This window comes from Engelhardtia mirabilis (assembly GCF_007748095.1).
Taxonomy (GTDB): Bacteria; Planctomycetota; UBA1135; order UBA1135.
Window position 1 is genome coordinate 6,824,533 of record NZ_CP036287.1, and the last position, 17,154, is coordinate 6,841,686.

The window sequence follows — 17,154 nt, forward strand, 5'->3', positions numbered from 1 at the left end:
AACCAGCCGACCCGGAGAGACACCATGCAAACCGCCACTGAGACCCGTCAGAAGATCGTCACCGCCATCTCGCGGGATGTCTCGCACCTGCGCGACCGCCTGGCCCGCACCCGCGACGAGCTGCGGCTCGAGGCACACCTGGGAGCCAAGGAACTCGAGGACCGCAGGGGCGAGCTGGATCGCCAGCGCCGGGACCTGGCCGACCGCATCCGCGCCGCGCGGGGAACGGCCGCCAAGGGCGCCAGCAGGGTGGGATCCGAGCTCACGCGCGCCTGGGAGCAGACCCTCGAGGCCTGCGGTGAAGTGCAAGAGGAGCTGACGCGCCGTGGCCGGTCTTGACGCGCCCGTGAGTGCCGGCGGAGGCGACCCGACTCCGGGCGGGCCGGCCGAACCCCCCGGGTTCACGCCGCCGGTCCCCAACAGGCCCACCGCGCCCAAACCCGAGGTCCCTACGGGTCCCGGGCCGGATCGTCCGGAGGTCGCCCCCACGCCTCCGCCGCGGATCCCCGACCCGCCGCCGGCCCCGCCCCAGACTCCCGGGGCTCCAGCCACCCCGGCGGGCGGGCGCGGATCCTGGTGACCGATGCGGGCTAAGACTCGGTCCGTCCGACGGCGGCTGGGCGGATCCAGCTCCAGGGGTCCGAGCCCAGGGGCCGGGGCTCGCCTAGATGGGGGCCGCTGGCGAGGGCGCAGCCGGCGGCGATCAGCCGCTCCGCCGCACGCTCGCGATCGACTCCCGTCGCCACCAGCTCGAAGCCGTTGCGCAGGCAGTGCTGCACGATGACCTCGAGCAGGGCTTCGTCCCCGCCGGCCTCGAGCATGCGCGGCGCCAGGCGCGCGCCGTCCACCCCGCCCCGCCGCAACAGGGCCAGGGGCGCGTAGCGCTCGCCGAAGTCGTCGACGAGCACCGCGTGTCCCCGCGCTCGCAGGCGACGCACACCGGCGGCCAGCTCGTCGCCTCCGAGCACCAGCGAGTCCTCGGGCAGGGCCAGACGCACGCGATTCGACCCCACGGAGAGGGCATCCAGGACGTGCTCGAGGGTCACCGCGGTGGTGGAGGTCATCAGGCACGAGGCCGACACCCGCAGGTCGATCAGCCGCGCGCGAGCCGCTTGCGGTGCGGCCCCGCCTAGCAGCCTCAGAAGCGCCTCGACACCGATCGGGTCCAGTGGGCGCGGCGGCGAGTCGGGCCCGTAGCAGGCGCCGATCTCGGCACCGACGGTCGCGCGCGAGATCAGCTCCACCACCGGCCGCACGACCAGGCGCGGTTGGTCCGCGGGCCGTCGTTGGGGTTCGAGCTCGAACTCCCCAAGCTCCTCGTCCGACTCCAGGTCCGAGCTCCAGATCGCCAGGGCCGCTCGACCCGCGGCCTTGGCGTGGTACATGGCGCGGTCCGCGCGGCGCAGGACCTCGTCCGGATCCGGACCGTCGCCGACGACGACCACCAGCCCGATCGACGCCGCCAGGTCGAGGTTGAGGCCGTCGAGTTGGAAGGGCTTGCGGAGGCTGGCGAGGATGCGGCGCGCCACGTGCTCGGCATCGCGGGCCCCGTCCAGGTCCTCGAGCAACACCCCGAACTCGTCGCCGCCCATGCGCGCGACCGTGTCGGCCGGGCGCAGGCAGCCGCGCAGTCGCCGCACGACCTCGATCAGGGCCGCGTCCCCGGCCGCGTGGCCGTGCTCGTCGTTGAGCGGTTTGAAGCGGTCCAGGTCGATGAACATGACCGCCGTGCGCAGGCCCGGGCGCCGCCGTCCGCGCTCGACCGCCTGGCGCACGCGGTCGAGCAGCACGCCGCGGGTCACCGCGCCGGTCAGCGCGTCATGGTGGGCGTCGTGCATCAAACGCTCGACCTCGGCGCGGGCGTAGGTCACGTCGCGCAGGGATCCGACCATGCGCTCGGGGCGGCCGTGGGCGTCGATCACCGCCCGCCCCTGGAGGCGGATCATGCGGTAGCCGCGCTCGCGGTCGCGCATGCGGCACTCGATCCGGAAGCGCTCGAGCGGCTGCTCCAAGAGGCGCGCGAGGCCGTCGCGAAAGCGCGTGTGCTCGGAAGGGTGAACCAGCTCGATCCAGGAGTCGAGGCGGCCTCCGAGCTCGGTCGGATCGATGCCGAGCAGCTCCTTCAGGGCAGCCGAGCAGATGACCTCGCCGGTTCCGATGTCCCATTCCCAGATGACGTCGTGGCTAGCCTCGGTGGCCAGGACGTAGCGGCGCCGAACCAGATCCAGCTCGCGCACCAGGGAGGCGCGCATGCGCGCGCGCTCGATCGTGCGGCGCAGGGCGGGGCCGTTGAACTGGCCACGCAGGAGCAGGTCCTGGGCGCCCGAGCGCAGGGTGCGGTCGACCAGCTCGGGATGGTCCTCGCGGGCCAAGAGGACCACTGGCCAGCGCGCGCCGAACTCGGCCACCAGGGCCAGGGCGTCGACGCATCCGGCGGCACTCGCGTCGTCGGCGGCGGCGCCGAACTCGAGGTCCAAGAGGATCACCTCGCAGGGCGCGGCGTCGAGGGCCACCCGCGCCTCGCCGGCGGTCGTGGCCAGGACGAGATCCAGGGGCGGCGCGCCGGGTTGATCCAGGACGCACCGCAGCTCCTCGATGCCCCTCGGGTCGCTCTCGACGACCACTGCTCGCCAACGCTCGTTCAAGTTCGTGGACCTCGGACCCTTTCGTCCACAGTCTGCCGCGCGGCGACGCCCACCGGTCGGGGCAGATCGGGGAACGGCCCGCTCGCGAGCCCAACAGCGGGCTCGAGCGCTCAGATGGAGTCGAGGCCCCAGGCGAACAGCGCCCCGAAGGGACCGCAGCTGTCCGCGTCGGCTGGGGTCGGCAAGAGCGCCGCCAGCAGTTGATCCTGGGGCAGGTGCGCAGCGGCCGGGCCCAGCAGCGCGCGGGCTGCCTCGGGCGCCAGGAGGCGCCCCATCCCTAGCACCCCGGGCTCCGCGCGCAGGCCGAGGTCGAGCAGTCCGCGGACGGTCGGAAGGCTCGCGTGGGGTGTCAGCACGAAGGCCCGCCGGCCGGCGGCCACGTGGGGGGCGGCCAACTCGCCGATCAGCGCCAGGACAGCCAGGGTCTCTCCACCCCAGTCGTGCACGGCCCCGCGCAGATCGGGCCCCTTGCCCTCGCAGGCGTAGGCCACGACTCGATCGCCGCGGGTCGCGACCCGCGTGCGCAGGCCGGGGATGGCGAGCAGGGCGCGGGTCTCGTCCAGGCTGCGCTCGACCCGGATCGGCCGTGCGGCCATCAGGGCCTGGACGGACTCGCTGTCGCGTTCGGGGTCGTAGGCGCGGGTAGAAGCCCAGTGGGGCAGGGCCTCCAGGGCGCCCGCGTCGAGGGCGAAGTCCAGCTCGCGGCCCAGGGCGTGGTAGCCGCGGCGCTGGTAGAAGCTCGCGTCGTCGGCCCACAGCAGGCTCGCCACGCAGCCGCGGTCCGCCAGGGCGGCCTCCGCCGCGTCGAGCACGCTGGAGGCGAAGCCGCGGCCGCGGGTGTTGGTGTCGGTGGCCACGTAGCCGATCAGGCCCAGGCGCAGGCTGCCGCCGGGGACGACGAAGTCGCGGGGCAGGATCGCGCAGGCGGAGCAAACGGCGCCGTCCTCGGACAGGGCCACGACACGGCCAGGTCGCTGGGCCCCCAGGGGGCCTTCGAAGACCAGCGGACACTCGGCGGCCACGGAGCCACCGCCGCGCATGACCCGCTCGATCAGCTGACGGGCGCCGGGCAGGACCTGCTCGGCCTTCGTCGCGACGCTCACTCGCCCGTTCCCTGGGCCTCGGGCTCGCCGCGACTCAAGCTCGCGCGGTAGGCCTCCAGCAGCTGGTCCTTGAGGGTCAGGGCGTCCTCGAGCGAAGCCCGCGCGTCGCCCAGGGCCCCGGCCAGGCGACTCGCGTCGCCCACCTCGGCCTCGTGACGCCGCAACTCCTGCGCGCGCTGTTCGAGCTGTTCGAGCAGCGAGCGGAAGGCCGGCGCGTCGGGGCTGGCCGTTTCGGTGCGCTTGGCTTCACCGGGGCCGCGCAGGGCTTCGGTTCCGCCGGAGCCGGGGAGGATCGGGATCTCATTCATGGTCGGTCGTGCTCCTCTCGATCACCGCAGGAAGTCGAGCAGGGTGCGCTGGATCAGGCGCGTGCCGGTCGCCTGGGTCAGTTGCAGGGTGCTCTCGGCCTGGCGCAGGTCGAGCACGACCTCCGCGTAGTCGGCGTCCTGCACCGACGAGATCAAGCCGCTGATCTGGACCACGGCGTTGCCGAAACGACTCTCCGTGTCCTCGAGGCGCTTGGAACGGGAGCCCAGCACGCCATCGGCGACCAGCAGGTTGTCCGCGTGCCGATCGAGCTCGCCCAGGCGGATGTTGAGCCGATCGGTGATCTCCGAGCCGGTCAGGCCGGCGGAATTGCGCAGGTCCTGCGACACCCCCGCCAGGAGGTCGAAGACGTTGACGTTGCCGGAGAACTGCATCAGCTCCTCGCCCGCGCGCCGCACCTCGGACAGGTCCACGTGCAGCACCGTGCCGGTGGCGGCGTTCTGCAGGCGGAAGTCGCCGTCGGTGAAGTCGATGGCCTGAGCCGGAGTGCTGCCGAGCTGGATCGTGCCGGTGCCCGACACCGATCCGCTGTAGTCGGCGCCGGTCCATCCGCTCGCATCCACGACCAGCTGGCCGCCGTGCTCGTCGGTCAACTTGACGCTGTTGGATGAGGGCGAGCTCGACGCCGGGAGCTTCACGGCCGGGCCATTGCCCAGTCGGATCGTGCCCGAGGCGGCGTCGACCACGATGTCCTCGGTCTGCAGGAGCGTGGGCGAGCCGCTCCCCGCCGCGGTGATGCCGACCGAGGCCAGGTTGCCCAGGTCCACGCCGGTATTGCGGATCGTGATCGACTCCCAGGCCGTGCCCTCGGAGGCGGTCAGACCCTTGGCCAGTCCGGTCAGGCCGGAGAAGGTCACGCCGCCGGGCTCGACCTTCGCGAAGGCCTCGGTGCCGGGCACGTTCAGGCCGATGGTCACGCCGCCGCCCAGGCGCAGGTCCTGGGTGGCCTCGTCGCCGGCGTAGCTGACGCGCTTGTAGCCGCCGACGGACTGGTCGATCCAGGGCTCGTCACCGGTCTGCGAGCCGGCGAACAGGAAGCGGTCGGCGCTCTTGCGGTTGCCGAGCTCCAGCATCTCGAGCCGCAGGAGGTCGATCTGGTCCGCGATCGCGGTGCGCGACTTCGGGTCGACGGTGCCGTTCATGCCCTGGATCATCAGCGAGCGCGCCTCCGCCAGCAGGCCCGAGCCCTCCTGCAGGGTGCTCATGGCCGAGTCCACGAAGGTGCGGCCCAGACCGATCGACTTGCGTACTCGGCCTGCGTCCGCGAGCTCACGCTCGAGGGTCAGCACCCGCGACGTCCCGCTGGGGTCGTCCGACGGTCGCACCAGCCGGCGGCCCGAGGAGACCTGCTCCTGCGCGCGAACCATGCGTTGGGTGTTCACGTTGATGCCGGCGACGAGGCGTCGGTAGAGGGAGTTGGTACTGACTCGCATGGATCGATCGACCTAGATGATTTGGAGCAGTTCCTGCTCGAGCCGACTGACGACGTCGATGAAGCGCGCGGCGGCGTTGTAGGCCTGCTCGAAGCGCACCATGTCCACCAGCTCCTCGTCGACGTTGACGCCCGAGACGGCGGCGCGGCGACTCTCGAGGCTGTCGACCAGCACGCCGCTGGCCGAGAGGGCCGAGTCGGCGCTGGCGAGTTCGAAGCCGAAGTCTCCCACGGTGCGAGCGTAGCGCCCGCCGATCGTCTCGCCGCCGAGCCCGGAGCGGTGCTCGGACTCGAGCTGCACGATGCTCAGCAAGACGCCGTTGTCACCCTCGGCGCCGGTGGCCGAGCCGGCCAGCAGCGAGGCGTCGAACTCCAGGTCCGTGCGCACGCCGATGTCGGACGCATCGGTGCCGGTCAGGAAGGAGTTGATCCCGAAGGCCACCAGCACGTCGGACTCGTCGGAGTCGGCGACCACGTCGAAGGCCACGCGGTCGTTGTTCGAAGCCGAGAGGCTGCCGAGCCCCAGGGTCACCTCGACGCCCTCGACCACCGTCAGCTTGGTCCCGGGCTGGTAGCCCGCGCCCACCTGCAGGGAGGTCACGATCTCGCCCTCGGCGTCGAAGACGTCGACGATCAGGTCGGGCGTCGTGCCGATCACGCCATCGTTGCGCGGCACGAAGGAGAAGGTGTTGTTCTTGGAGAGCTCGTAGACGCCGCTGACGACGATGTCGACCGCGTCCGCCGAACCGGTCACCGGGATGCCGGCGTTGTCGTCCCAGCCCAGGGCGGTGATCGCCGAACCGGCTTGGACCGTGAACTGGGCGCTGGCGCCGGTGTCCTCGGTCTGCAGGAAGACGTGGCCGTCCTGCACGACCGCGCGCAGGCCCGCGGCGATCACGTCGGGGCTGGAGCTGATCGCGGCGGCGACTTCGTCGGCGGTCGCTTCGGTGATGTCGACGAAGCTGGAGAGGTCGAACTCCACCTGCACCGTGGTAGTGCCGCCGCCGCCGGCCGGGACCTCGATCTCGAGGGTGTCGCCGTCGGCCAGGTTGAAGGGGCCGGCCTCGGGCGTGCCCAGGGAGGCTCCGCCGCCGCCGAAGGTGCCGTCCGGATCCGGGTTGGGGTCCAGGCGCTTGGAGAAGTCGAAGCCGAAGCCGGCGTCGGCCACGATCTGCAGGCGACCGAAGGGGTCCAGCTCGGCGTTCAGACGCGGGACCTTGGAGAGCGCCGCCGCGAACTGGTCGACGGTGGTGCGCTCGGCATCGATCTCGATCTCGTAGCGCTCGATCGCCCCCGTGTCGCGGTTGGAGATGTTGACGACCAGGTTGCCGTCGGTCACCGCGAAGGGCAGCGAGTCGCGCAGGAGCTCGTCACCGGCCTGGCCGTCGCCGTCCACATCCTTGGCCTGGTAGCTGGAGGTGAGATTCTGGAACGAACCCGAAGCCGGCACACCGACCGAGTGCTTGGCGTTGATCGAGATGATCAGCTCGCGGGCCAGGGCGTTGAGCTCGCTCCCGAGCCCCGGAATGGTGCCCTCGCGCACGTCCACCAGCCCGCCCAGCCGGCCGCCCTCGATCGGCACGAAGCCGTTGGAGCCGGAGATCCGCAGGGCCAGCTCGTTGTTGGCATTGGTCTCGACGGTCAGCTTCTGGGCCGTGGTCCCGTTGACCAGGATGTTGCCGGCGACCTGCACCCGCACCATGCCCTGGCCGTCCTCGGTGGCCTTGACGTCCACCAGCTCGGAGAGCTCCTTGAGCGCGAGCTGGCGTGAGTCGCGCAGGTCGTTGGCCAGAACCCCGGCCGACTCCGCCTGGGCGATCTCGCCGTTGAGGCGCGCGATCTCGGTCGCCAACTGGTTCGCGTCGCCGGAGAGGACCTTGGCCTGGACGCCGATCTCGCTGCCCAGGTCCTGCAGTCCCGTGTACAGGGACTGGAAGCGCGCGCTCATCTGCACCGCGGACTGCACCACGCCGGACTGCAGGATCGGATCCTGGGGGTTGGCCGAGAGCTGCGCCGTGGAAGAGAAGAAGTCGTCCATCTGCGACCCCAGGCCGTAGCCCTCGAAGTCCGCGAACAGGGCTTCGATCTCCGAGAGGGTCGAAGTGGTCTGGTCCAGGCGACCGGTGATTGCCGTCTGGGTCAGGATGCGCCGCTCGAGCAGCTCGTCGATCTTGCGATTGACGCCCAGCACTTCGACGCCGCTACCGACGAAGAAGCGCCCCAGGTTCTGGGGTCGGCTGGCGCCGAGCTCGATGCCCTGGCGCGAATAGCCGGGCGTGTTGGCGTTGGCGATGTTCTGGCCGACCGTGTTCAGGGCGAACTGGGAGGCCAACAGGGCCCGCAGGCCGGTTCCGAGACCGATGCGACTCATGGGTCAGGCCTCCAAGTGGACGAGGGCGCCGCGCGAGTCGCCGCCGACCGTGGGGTCGACGCCGGTGAACATGGTGAGGATCTCGCCGACCACGGCGCGCTGCTGGCGCGCGATCAGGGAGACCCGCCGAGCGGTCTCGACCACCAGGCGTGTGGTGGCTTCGAGGTCGGTGCGCTGCCGCGACAGGAGGCCGCCGGCCTCGCCCGCGCGTTCGACGACGCTGCGCAGGGTCAAGGTCAGGGGCTCGACGCCCCAGGCGCTGCCGAGACCGCCGAGCCACTCGCGGCGGCGCCGTGCGCGTTGGTTCTCGCCCGAGATCGCGTCGCGGATCAGGCCCAGGGTGCGCTCGATCTCGCCCGGATCGCCGCCCGACAGGCTGGCCTCGTGCTCGCGCAGGGCCTCGAGCAGGCGCAGTTGCGCGCCCTGCTCCTCCTGCGCCCAGGACTCGGCCTTACGCAGCCAGGCTTGCCAGGTCATCGCTCGAGCGGCCTCGCATCCGCGGCAGTGTCGACCTCGTCGTCGGCGGGCGGAGCCTCGCCCTTGCGCTCGGCTTCCAGCGTCTCGGCGCTGATCACCTCGCCCTGGGGCAGACCGGCGCGCAGGATGCCCGCCATGTCCAGGGCGCCGGTGTCCGCCAGGGACGCGCCGATGTGCTCGTCGAACCAAGCGCCGTAGGTGTCGCTGCCAGCGCCCTTGCCGAACATGCCGTCCTGCAGGGTCGCGCGCATCTCCTTGACCAGCATCGACGCGAACAGGCGCTCGAACTCGCGGGCGACCTTGTCCACGCCCGCGTTCTGCATGCGCGCCTTGAGCTGGTCGGCCTTGCGCAGCCCGCCGATGCCGGCATCGATGCCGGCCTCGCGCGCTCGTGTCAGGCCATCGAAGTTGTTGTCGATCATCTGGCTACGTTCCTCACTGGATCACGAGGTCTGCGTGGAGCATCCCCGACTGCGCCATCGACTGCAGAATCTCGATCATGTCGCGCGGGCTGACGCCCAGCACGTTGAGCACTTCGACCACCTCCTGGAGCGAGGCGGCACCGTTGATGATCGAGAGGGCGCGTTGCTCCTCTTCAATCAAGAGGTTGGTGCGCGGCACGACGGTGGTCTCGCCCTCGGACAGGGGCGCCGGCTGGCTGACCTCGGGCGACTCGGCGATGGTCACCGTCAGGTTGCCCTTGGTGATCGCGCCGCGGGTCAGGCGCACCTCTTCGCCGAGCACGATCACGCCGGTGCGTTCGTTGATCACCACGCGCGAGGAAGCCTCGGGCTGCACGCCCAGCTCGAGGATCGAGCTCAGGAAGCGCACCTCTTCGGAGGGCGTGACCCAGCCGGGCACCTCCACGCGCACGCTCATGCCGTCCATCGGCACGGCGATGCCGGGGATCATCTCGTTGACGCGATCGGAGATTCGCACCGCGTTGCCAAAGCTGCCGGTCTTGGCCTTGAGGTCCAGGTACAGGTAGCCCTGGTCCATCACGAGCTTCGTCGGCACCTCGCGCTCGACCTTGACCCCGTCGGGCATGATCCCGACGGTCAGGTGGTTGCGGACCGCGGACGCGCCGTCGCCGCCGGCCGAGAAGCCGCCCACGCTGACCGGGCCGCTGGCCGTGGCGTAGACCTGCCGACCGGTGGGGTCGGTCAGCTCGCCCCAGACCAGGGTGCCACCGACCAGGCTCTCGGCGTCGTAGATCGACGAGGCGCGCCCGTCGAGCTTGGAGCCCGGCTTGACGCCGGGGGGCAGCGTCGCCTCGAGCCAGACCACGGCCACGTTGTTGGTGGCCAACTGGGAGGGCTCGATGTTGATGTTCTTGGTCTTGAGCAGGTTGGCGATGGCCTGGCGCGCCGGCAGGCCGGAATCACCCGAGGCCGCGAGGCCGGTCACGAGGCCGATGCCGTGGATGATGTTGTCTTCCTGACCGCGCACCCGCGCCAGGTCGCGCACGCGCACGGAGAGGCTGCCGTCGCTGCCGCGGGCGAGCTGCGGGTCGATGCGCGGGCGCGTGACGACGCTCGAGCTGGATTGCCCGGCGATCGGCTGCGCGGCTTCGATCCCGCCCACGTAGACCTCGCGCTGGACGCCGGCGTTGGCGACGGGCGCGGTCTGGCCCGTGGGCCAGGGGCTGCCGGTCGGCAGGGTGGCCGCCGGGACTTGCAGCAGCAGGGCGAGGAGCGTGGCAGACATGGAAGCGAGTGCGGGGGAAGGCGGCTGTTGGACGGATCACGCGGCGAAGTGGCAGCCGGAATCAGAAGGGCCAGAGCCAGTCGAGGGCGTCGAAGACCCAGGCGCCGAAGCCGTTGCGAGCGGAGGCCTTGGTCAGCGGCCCGTTGCCGGTGTAGGCGACGCGTGCGTCGGCCACGAGCTCGGAGGTGACCGTGTTGGCCGCACTCACGTCGTACTTGCGGACGACACCGGAGAACTCGATCAGCTTGACTTCCTTGTCCACGCGTACCTCGCGACGGCCGCTGATCACCAGGTTCCCGTTGGGCAGCACGTCCACGACCATGGCGGTCAGGCGGGCTTCGAAGGTGCCGCGCTTGGAGACCGTGGCCTGGCCGCCGAACTCCGAACTGGACGAAGCGTCGAGGCTGGGCAGGGTGTCGAAGGCGCCGGGCAGGACGTCGAGGTTCAGCAACTCGTAGGTCAGCGCGGTCTCCTTGGTGATGCCCGAACTCTCCTCGTTGCTGACGTCCTGGGTCTCGCTGATCAGCACGGTCACCAGGTCGCCCACGCGACGCGCCGTCTTGTTCGCGATCAGGTCGATGGGACCGTGCTCGACGTCGTAGATCGACCCGGGCCGGACCTGGGCGGCGACCTTGTCGACGGGCGTGGCCGCTGCGATGGCCAGGCAGAGCAGGAGGACTCGGGAACGCATGGGATGAGGTAGCTGGCTGAGGGGAGGGGTCGGTCGGGCGATCAGCGGTCGAGACCCAGCTCGACGCGCACGAGTTCGGAGCTCTCGACGGTTCCGAGCATCTCGCGGCCGGAGAGGTCCAAGCGCACCAGGACCTTGTCGCGCAGGGAGCCCGAGCCGATGGCGGTGCCGATCACCCGCGCGGTGACCGAGCCGCGGACGACCTCGACGAAGACGGCGTCGCCGGAGCGAATCGCGATCGGCCTGTGGACGTCGGCGGCAGTGACGACCTGGCCTTCGCGCAGGGTGCGCGCGGCGGTCGAGCCGGTGATCAAGGCCATGGGCACCGGCTGGCCCTCGTTGCGCGGATCGAGCAGCACGCGTCGGGTCTCGAACAGGCTCGCGCTCAAGGGCTCGCCGGCCACGGTGCGACGGGCGAGGACCGGCAGCTCCTGCCAGACCTTCACGTCCCAAGTGGTGTGAACCGTGCGGTAGACCTCGCCGTTCAACAGCACTTGCACCGGCACGGTCAGGCCGCCCGTCTCCAGCGTCGGCCGGTCCAGGGCTCCGCGCAGTCGGAACGCGTTCTCGAGGCCGGGGACGCGCACGTCCTGCAACTGCGAGGACAGCACGTACTCGACGTCCAATCCGATCGAGGCCGCAGACAGCTCCGCACGGGCTGCAGCCACCAGGCTGTCGGCGGAGATGGTGTGGACCACGGGCCAGATGCGCGTGGCCGGCTGGCCCTTGAAGGTCCAGGTCACGTCGGGGAAGGCCTTCTGCAGCTCGAGGCCGATCTGGTCGTTGCGCAGGAGGCGGCTGTAGCCCGGCGCCGGAGCGTAGCCGATGCGGACCTCTTCGACCGCGCGGGCGAGCTGGGCGTCGTCGGCGACGACGTCCGCGATCTCGCCCAGCACGATCTGGGTGCCGGTCACCCGTGCTTCGGCGGGAAGCACGACGGTGACGCCGGTCGACAGCAATAGGGATGCGAGGATCAACATGGTCAGGAGCTCCGCTCAGCGGATGAGTTGGCCGACCTGCTGCAGCATCTCGTCGGCCACCCGGATCGTCCGGCTGTTGACCTCGTAGTTGCGCTGGGCCTGGATCAGCTCGATCAGCTCCTCGACGATCTGCACGTTCGAGCGCTCGCGGAAGTTCTGCCGCAGGAAGCCGGCGCCGGCGTCGCCGGGCACCGTCTGCTGGGCGGGGCCGGAGCTGAGCGTCTCGGAGAAGAGGTTGGCGTCGGTGGCCTTGAGGCCGCCGACGTTGGCGAAGCGGAAGATCTGGATCGCGCCGACGTTGGTGCGACCGCCCGAGGAGGTCTCGCCGGAGACGCTGCCGTCCTGGCCCACGGCGATGCTGGTCAGACCGTCGATCTTGATCTGCGGATCGAGGCGATAGCCGTCGGCGGTGACCACCGTACCGTCGCCGTCCTGGCGGAAGGAACCGTCCCGGGTGTAGCGGAACTCGCCGTTGCCGAGCTGCACGCGGAAGTAGCCGGGGCCGTTGATGGCGATGTCGAGCGGGTTGTTGGTCAACTCGAGGTCGCCCTGCTCGTGGAGTTTGAGCGAGCTGCCGACCTCGACCCCGGAGCCGACCTGCAGGCCGGTGGGGTTGGAGAAGTTGCCCGCGGTGGCGGCGCCCGGCTCGCGATAGGTGCGGTACAGGGCGGTGCGGAACGACAGTTGGTCGCGTTTGAACGAGGTCGTGTTCACGTTCGCGATGTTGTTCGCGATCGTGTCGACGTTCATCTGCTGGGCGGTCATGCCCGAGGCGGCGGTGCGCATGGCGCGGATCATCGATCAGTCTCCGTTGGGGGGCCGTGGTTCAGGAACGACCCTGGTTGAGCCGGCGGTAGCTCTGGTCGATCTGCGTGACGGCCTTCGAGGCGATCTCGTAGGCCCGCTGGTTCTCGACGAGGTCGATCAGCTCGACCACTCCCTCCGAGTTGGAGCGCTCCAGGAAGCCCTGGCGCACTTGGGCGTCGGGCGGGACCTGCTGGGCCTTGGGCCGGGCGAGCCAGTAGCCCGCGCTGGTCTCATTCAGGTCGCGCTTGTCGGCGAAGGCCACCAACTTCAGGCGGCCGATGCTGACCAGGCCCTGGTAGACCTGGCCGTTGTCGTCGATCACCGGGGCCTCGCCGCTGGGGTTGAGAGCAACCTCCTGGTTCTCCCAGGCCATCGGGTAGCCCTCGGCCGTGGTCAGGTTCCCATCGGCGTCGAAGGACAGGCGCCCGACGCGGGTGTAGACCTCGCCCTCGGGTGACTCGGCGGCGAAGAAGCCCTCACCCATCAGGGCCAGGTGGAAGTCGTCGCCGGTCTGATCGAGGCCGCCCTGGCCGTGGTCGACCCAACCGCGGGTGCCGATGGCTCGGGTCTGGCCGAAGTCGGTGTGGGCGTCGAACAGCTTGGCGCTGGGGCTGCGGCGCTTGTAGCCGTGGGTGCCGAGGTTGGAGAGGTTGTGGGCCAGCACGTCGAGCGAGCGCAGGGAACTGCGCATCGAGCCGACGGCGGAGTAGAGACCGGAATCCATACCGGTCAGGTCGCAAGCGCGGTGCCAAGCGACCGGTGGGCCCACAGGGCCCGTAGGGGCGTCCGGGAGCCGCGAGCACGCCCGTCGCGGGAAAGTCCTTCCGCCCGGCAAGCGCCGAGGTTTCTCCCGGGGAAGGACTTTCCGGTGGCCGGGTCGCTCTCGCGCGGTCGTGGGGCGGTCGTACTGGTCGTACGGTGCCGCGACCATTTTGGTCGTACTGGTCGTACGGTGCCGCGACCATTTGGCCCATCGGCGCGCAAGCGCTCCCGATTCGCAGCGCCGCTGATCGCCGATGGGCCAAATGGTCGCGGCACCGTACGACCAAAATGGTCGCGGCACCGTACGACCAGTACGCCCGAACGAAAGCGACCCGCACCGGTCGGGGCCGGTGCGGGTCGCCAGGGACCTCAGGGGGCTAGGGCTAGCGCCCCTGGGGTCAGACCACGTTGACGACTTCCTCCAGGAGCTGGTCCTGGACCGAGATGATCCGCGCATTGGCCTGGAAGCCGCGCTGGGCCTGGATCAGGCGCACGAACTCCGCGGCCGAGTCGACGTTGGACTGCTCCAGGGCGCCGCCGATCACCTCACCTGCGCCGTTGCCGGCCCCCGCAGCCGTCAGGCGCTGGCCGCTGTTGGAGGTCTCGCCCCAGTAGCTGTTGCCGAGCTCCTCCAGGCCGCGCGGGTTGGTGAACGTCGTCACGCCGATGGCGCCCAGGTCGACGCTCTGGCCGTTGGTGTAGAAGCCCTCGATCGCACCGTCGGTGCCGACCGAGATGCTGGCCAGGGTGCCGGCGCCGTAGCCGTTCTGACCCGAGGCCACCAGGTTGGTGGCCGAGCCGAACTGCGTGATGCCGTCGAAGCTGCCCGCCTCACCGAAGGTCAGCTTGATGTTCTGACTCGAGCCACCGTTGAACTGGATCGTGATGTCGGCCGAGGGCGGTGTCTGCAGCGAACCGTTCTCGTTGAAGCGGATGTTGGAGACGGTGCCCGCGGTGACGGTTCCCGAGCTACTGGGGAGCGAGGCGGTCATGGTCCAGGAGTTGTCGTCCTGGCGCACGTAGTCGAAGGAGAGGATGTGGCTGCCGCCCGCGGGGTCGAAGACCTCCATCGAGGTGGTGACCGTGTCCGGGCCGGCACCGTTGGTGGTCACGGCGAAGGCCGCCGTGGCCCATTGGCTCTGGCCCACCTGGCCGTTGCCGTCGCTGATCACGAGGCTGAGGTCGGACTCGCCGCTCTCTTCCGCGCTGAAGACCAACTTGCCGGCGCTGGCGTCGAAGCTGGCCTCGGCGCTCGAGAACTGGGCGTTCACGAAGTCGACCAGGTCCTGCATCGTCGTGCCGTCGGTCCCGTAGACGAAGGTCGCCTGGACGATCGAGCCGTCAGCCTCGGTGCCGCTGATCTCGAGCGTGTCCCCGTTCAGGTAGTCCGCGTCGTTGAGCGTGAGCAGATTGAGGTTCGATGACAGGCCGGCCAGGGTCTCGGTGCCCGCCACCAACGTCGTCGACAGCCCCACGGCGCCCGCCAGGTCCTTGCCCGCGGCGCCCGGCGTGACCTTGATCGTCGACTTCTCCCCGGTCTTGTCGCTGACCATCGAGAGCGACTGGTCGGCGTTGACCGTGGCGGTGATGTGGTCGAGCTTGTTGACTTCGTCGGCCACGTCCTGGGCGGTGACCACACCCGAGGCGGGGACCGAGATCGAGACCAGCTGGGGTGCGCCCCCGTTGATCGCCAGCTCCATGGTGTAGGCCTCGCCCGCGGGCAGCGTGAAGGGCCCCGTCGCGCCGCCGGTGATCGAGGCCGCCGTGCCCTCGTAGATGGCCGAGGCGCTGGAGAGCGTCTCCGCCAGGGGGCCGGTGATCTCCGAGGGCAGGTTGCCCTCGAACTGCATGGCCGAGGTGGTCTTGGGCGGGACGACACCGGTGGAGTCGATCTTGATCGCCTGACCGTTGGGATTGAGCACGCGGTAGCCGGTGCGCTGGTCGACGAGGTTGTCCTTCGAGTCCAGGCTGAACGATCCGACGCGACTGAACACGTCTCGGTTGCCGTCGAAGAGGGTGAAGTAGCCCTCGCCGAGCATGGCCAGGTCGAAGGTGCGCCCGGTGATGTCGAGCGCGCCCTGGCCCAGGTCGCGGTCGACCATGGCGAGCTGTGCGCCGAGGCCGACCTGCATCGGATCCGTGCCGCCGAGGGAGTCCGTGGGCGGGCTGCCCTCACGCAGGGTGCGGCTGATCAGGGTCGAGAACACCGCGCGCGCCGTCTTGTAGGCCGGCGTGTTGGTGTTGGCGAGGTTGTTACCGATGACGTCGATCCAGCCTTGATGGGCCCGCAGACCACTGAGGGCAGAGACGAGTGCACGTGTCATGGATCAGGATCCGATCAGGCGCTGGTTTCGGTGTCGGTCTCGGAGTCCGACGCGTTGTCGACGGTCGTCCCGGCCGCGTCGGAGCCGCCGTCGGCGCCCGCTTCGTGGACCGTCTCGACCCAGAAGAGCGGCACGCTGACCGGGCCCGAGATCAGGCTGGCGATGCCGTCCTGGACCTTGACCGAGTCGACGATGCCGGTGTTGCCGGCGCCGGTGTCGGGGTCCGTCCACCCGATCTCCTTGCCGATCAGGGCACTGCCCTCGGCGAGCTGCGAGACGATCGAGTCGGCCTGACTCATGAACAAGAGGCCCTCGATGCCGGAGTTCATGGACTCGAGCTGTTCGAGGCTGGAGAAGGTCGCGAGCTGGGCCACGAAGTCCTCGTTCTTGACGGGCTCCATGGGGTCCTGGTTCTCGAGCTGACTCACCAGGAGCTTCATGAAAGCTTCCCTGTCGAGCTCCTTAGAGCCGGCGAGGCCGGAACTCGACGTGGTCGAGGTCGGCGAGGTGGCGTTGATTTCCATGGTTGAGCTGAGGGAGGGGGTCGCGGGCGCTGAGGAGGGGGGTGAGGTCAGGCGTAGGTGTCGACCTCGGACGACCCGTGCCGGATGGGGCGCGGGTCGTGGTCGTTGGTGCGCTCGCCGGCCTGTGGGCCGCGGCGCCGGTCCGCGCCCGGATCGCGGCGCTCGGGCGCTCCGCTGTCCGGTCGGCGGTCGGAGGGATCGGCCAGGGTCAGGGCGACCTCGGCGGTGTCGAAGCCGGCGTCGGCCAGGGCGGCGCGCAGCTCGGGCAGGTGGCGCTGGATCAGCTCCAGGGTCTCGGGCGACTCGGCCTCCATGCGGGCCGAGACGGTGTTGCCGTCCAAGGACAGGCGCACGGTCACCCGGCCGAGCTCGCCGGGGTCGAGCTGGACCACGGCTTCACGCAGCCCCGGGCGCAGGGCCGCCTTCAATTGCTCGAGGACCCGCGCGGCGCGCTCGATGTCCGCCGCCTGGCCGGGGCGCTCGGCGGCGGCGGTGCGGGGCACGGATCGAGACCGATCCGGGTCGACGGTGGTTTGGGCGGGGGCGTCCATGCGGGCCGCACCGGGGCGGGCAGCCTGGGCGGCGGGCAGCGCAGCGGCCGGCGGCGGGGCGGCGGCCGGGCCGGGGTGCGGGCCGCCGGGGAATCCGGGCGCGGGCACGACCTGCGGGGAAGGGTCGGGACCCGGCCCGGGGCGGGCGGCCGCGTCGCCGGGGCCGCCGGTGGGGACATCTCCTCTGGCCTCCGCGCGGCGCGCGGGGGCCTCCTGCTGGGGCCGCTGGGGCCCATCGACGGGACCCTCCACCGGGTCTCGCTCGCGGCGTCCGGAGCGTCGCGGCCGCTGCTCGGCGGCCCTCTCCTCCGGGCGTTCTGCCTTGCCTTCCTCGCGACCCAGACGGCGTTCCTCCAGGCGATCCGCCCGCTGGCGGGCCTCGGCCTGCTGTTCCGAGATGTGCTCGGACTCTCTGTTCCGTCGGAGTTCGGCGCTGAAGGCGCTGTCCCGCGA

The 17,154-nt window shown here is 70.7% G+C and carries 16 protein-coding genes; 1 reads left to right on the plus strand and 15 read right to left on the minus strand.

The genetic code is table 11. From position 1 onward, the window contains the following. Positions 1-24 precede the first annotated feature (24 nt). Positions 25-339, plus strand: coding sequence for a hypothetical protein (locus Pla133_RS25205; protein ID WP_145070566.1), 315 nt, complete (start codon positions 25-27; stop codon positions 337-339). A 251-nt stretch (positions 340-590) separates the two neighbouring features. Here the strand turns inward: Pla133_RS25205 and Pla133_RS25210 are convergent, their stop codons facing one another. The 15 genes from Pla133_RS25210 to Pla133_RS25280 form a co-directional block, all read right to left on the minus strand. Continuing rightward, entirely contained in the window at positions 591-2,645 is a 2,055-nt protein-coding gene (locus Pla133_RS25210; protein WP_145070568.1) for a sensor domain-containing diguanylate cyclase, read from the minus strand. Between the two features lie 110 nt (positions 2,646-2,755). Continuing rightward, complete coding sequence (locus tag Pla133_RS25215; RefSeq protein WP_145070570.1) at positions 2,756-3,748, minus strand: GNAT family N-acetyltransferase; 993 nt, start codon at positions 3,746-3,748, stop codon at positions 2,756-2,758. Beyond that, positions 3,745-4,056: a hypothetical protein gene (locus tag Pla133_RS25220; RefSeq protein ID WP_145070572.1), complete on the minus strand. Its 312-nt coding sequence runs from the start codon at positions 4,054-4,056 to the stop codon at positions 3,745-3,747. Before Pla133_RS25220 ends, Pla133_RS25215 begins: the two co-directional genes overlap by 4 nt. Before the next feature lie 21 nt (positions 4,057-4,077). Then, positions 4,078-5,508 (minus strand): flagellar hook-associated protein FlgL, encoded by a 1,431-nt coding sequence (gene flgL, locus Pla133_RS25225; protein WP_145070574.1) that lies wholly within the window; start codon positions 5,506-5,508, stop codon positions 4,078-4,080. A 12-nt stretch (positions 5,509-5,520) separates the two neighbouring features. Further along, positions 5,521-7,878 carry a flagellar hook-associated protein FlgK gene (gene flgK / locus Pla133_RS25230; RefSeq protein WP_145070576.1) on the minus strand — a complete coding sequence of 786 codons (2,358 nt, stop codon included), beginning with the start codon at positions 7,876-7,878 and terminating at the stop codon, positions 5,521-5,523. Between the two features lie 3 nt (positions 7,879-7,881). Continuing rightward, positions 7,882-8,355, minus strand: a complete 474-nt coding sequence (locus Pla133_RS25235) for a hypothetical protein (protein ID WP_145070578.1) — start codon at positions 8,353-8,355, stop codon at positions 7,882-7,884. Beyond that, positions 8,352-8,777: a rod-binding protein gene (locus Pla133_RS25240; protein WP_145070580.1), complete on the minus strand. Its 426-nt coding sequence runs from the start codon at positions 8,775-8,777 to the stop codon at positions 8,352-8,354. The genes Pla133_RS25235 and Pla133_RS25240 overlap by 4 nt, the downstream gene beginning before the upstream one ends. 13 nt (positions 8,778-8,790) lie before the next feature. Then, positions 8,791-10,062 carry a flagellar basal body P-ring protein FlgI gene (gene flgI, locus Pla133_RS25245; RefSeq protein WP_145070582.1) on the minus strand — a complete coding sequence of 424 codons (1,272 nt, stop codon included), beginning with the start codon at positions 10,060-10,062 and terminating at the stop codon, positions 8,791-8,793. A 61-nt stretch (positions 10,063-10,123) separates the two neighbouring features. Further along, positions 10,124-10,753: a flagellar basal body L-ring protein FlgH gene (locus Pla133_RS25250; protein ID WP_145070584.1), complete on the minus strand. Its 630-nt coding sequence runs from the start codon at positions 10,751-10,753 to the stop codon at positions 10,124-10,126. A gap of 41 nt (positions 10,754-10,794) precedes the next feature. After that, a complete protein-coding gene (gene flgA, locus Pla133_RS25255; protein ID WP_145070586.1) occupies positions 10,795-11,733 on the minus strand; it encodes a flagellar basal body P-ring formation chaperone FlgA in 939 nt (312 codons plus the stop codon). Positions 11,734-11,748: 15 nt separating this feature from the next. Beyond that, positions 11,749-12,531 carry a flagellar basal-body rod protein FlgG gene (flgG, locus tag Pla133_RS25260; protein ID WP_145070588.1) on the minus strand — a complete coding sequence of 261 codons (783 nt, stop codon included), beginning with the start codon at positions 12,529-12,531 and terminating at the stop codon, positions 11,749-11,751. Positions 12,532-12,559: 28 nt separating this feature from the next. Further along, positions 12,560-13,264: a flagellar hook-basal body protein gene (locus Pla133_RS26800; protein WP_419191956.1), complete on the minus strand. Its 705-nt coding sequence runs from the start codon at positions 13,262-13,264 to the stop codon at positions 12,560-12,562. Between the two features lie 436 nt (positions 13,265-13,700). Continuing rightward, positions 13,701-15,626, minus strand: coding sequence for a flagellar hook-basal body complex protein (locus tag Pla133_RS25270; protein WP_145070592.1), 1,926 nt, complete (start codon positions 15,624-15,626; stop codon positions 13,701-13,703). Positions 15,627-15,640: 14 nt separating this feature from the next. Beyond that, entirely contained in the window at positions 15,641-16,150 is a 510-nt protein-coding gene (locus Pla133_RS25275; RefSeq protein ID WP_145070595.1) for a flagellar hook capping FlgD N-terminal domain-containing protein, read from the minus strand. Positions 16,151-16,197: 47 nt separating this feature from the next. Continuing rightward, positions 16,198-16,653, minus strand: coding sequence for a flagellar hook-length control protein FliK (locus Pla133_RS25280; protein WP_419191957.1), 456 nt, complete (start codon positions 16,651-16,653; stop codon positions 16,198-16,200). Positions 16,654-17,154: the final 501 nt, after the last annotated feature.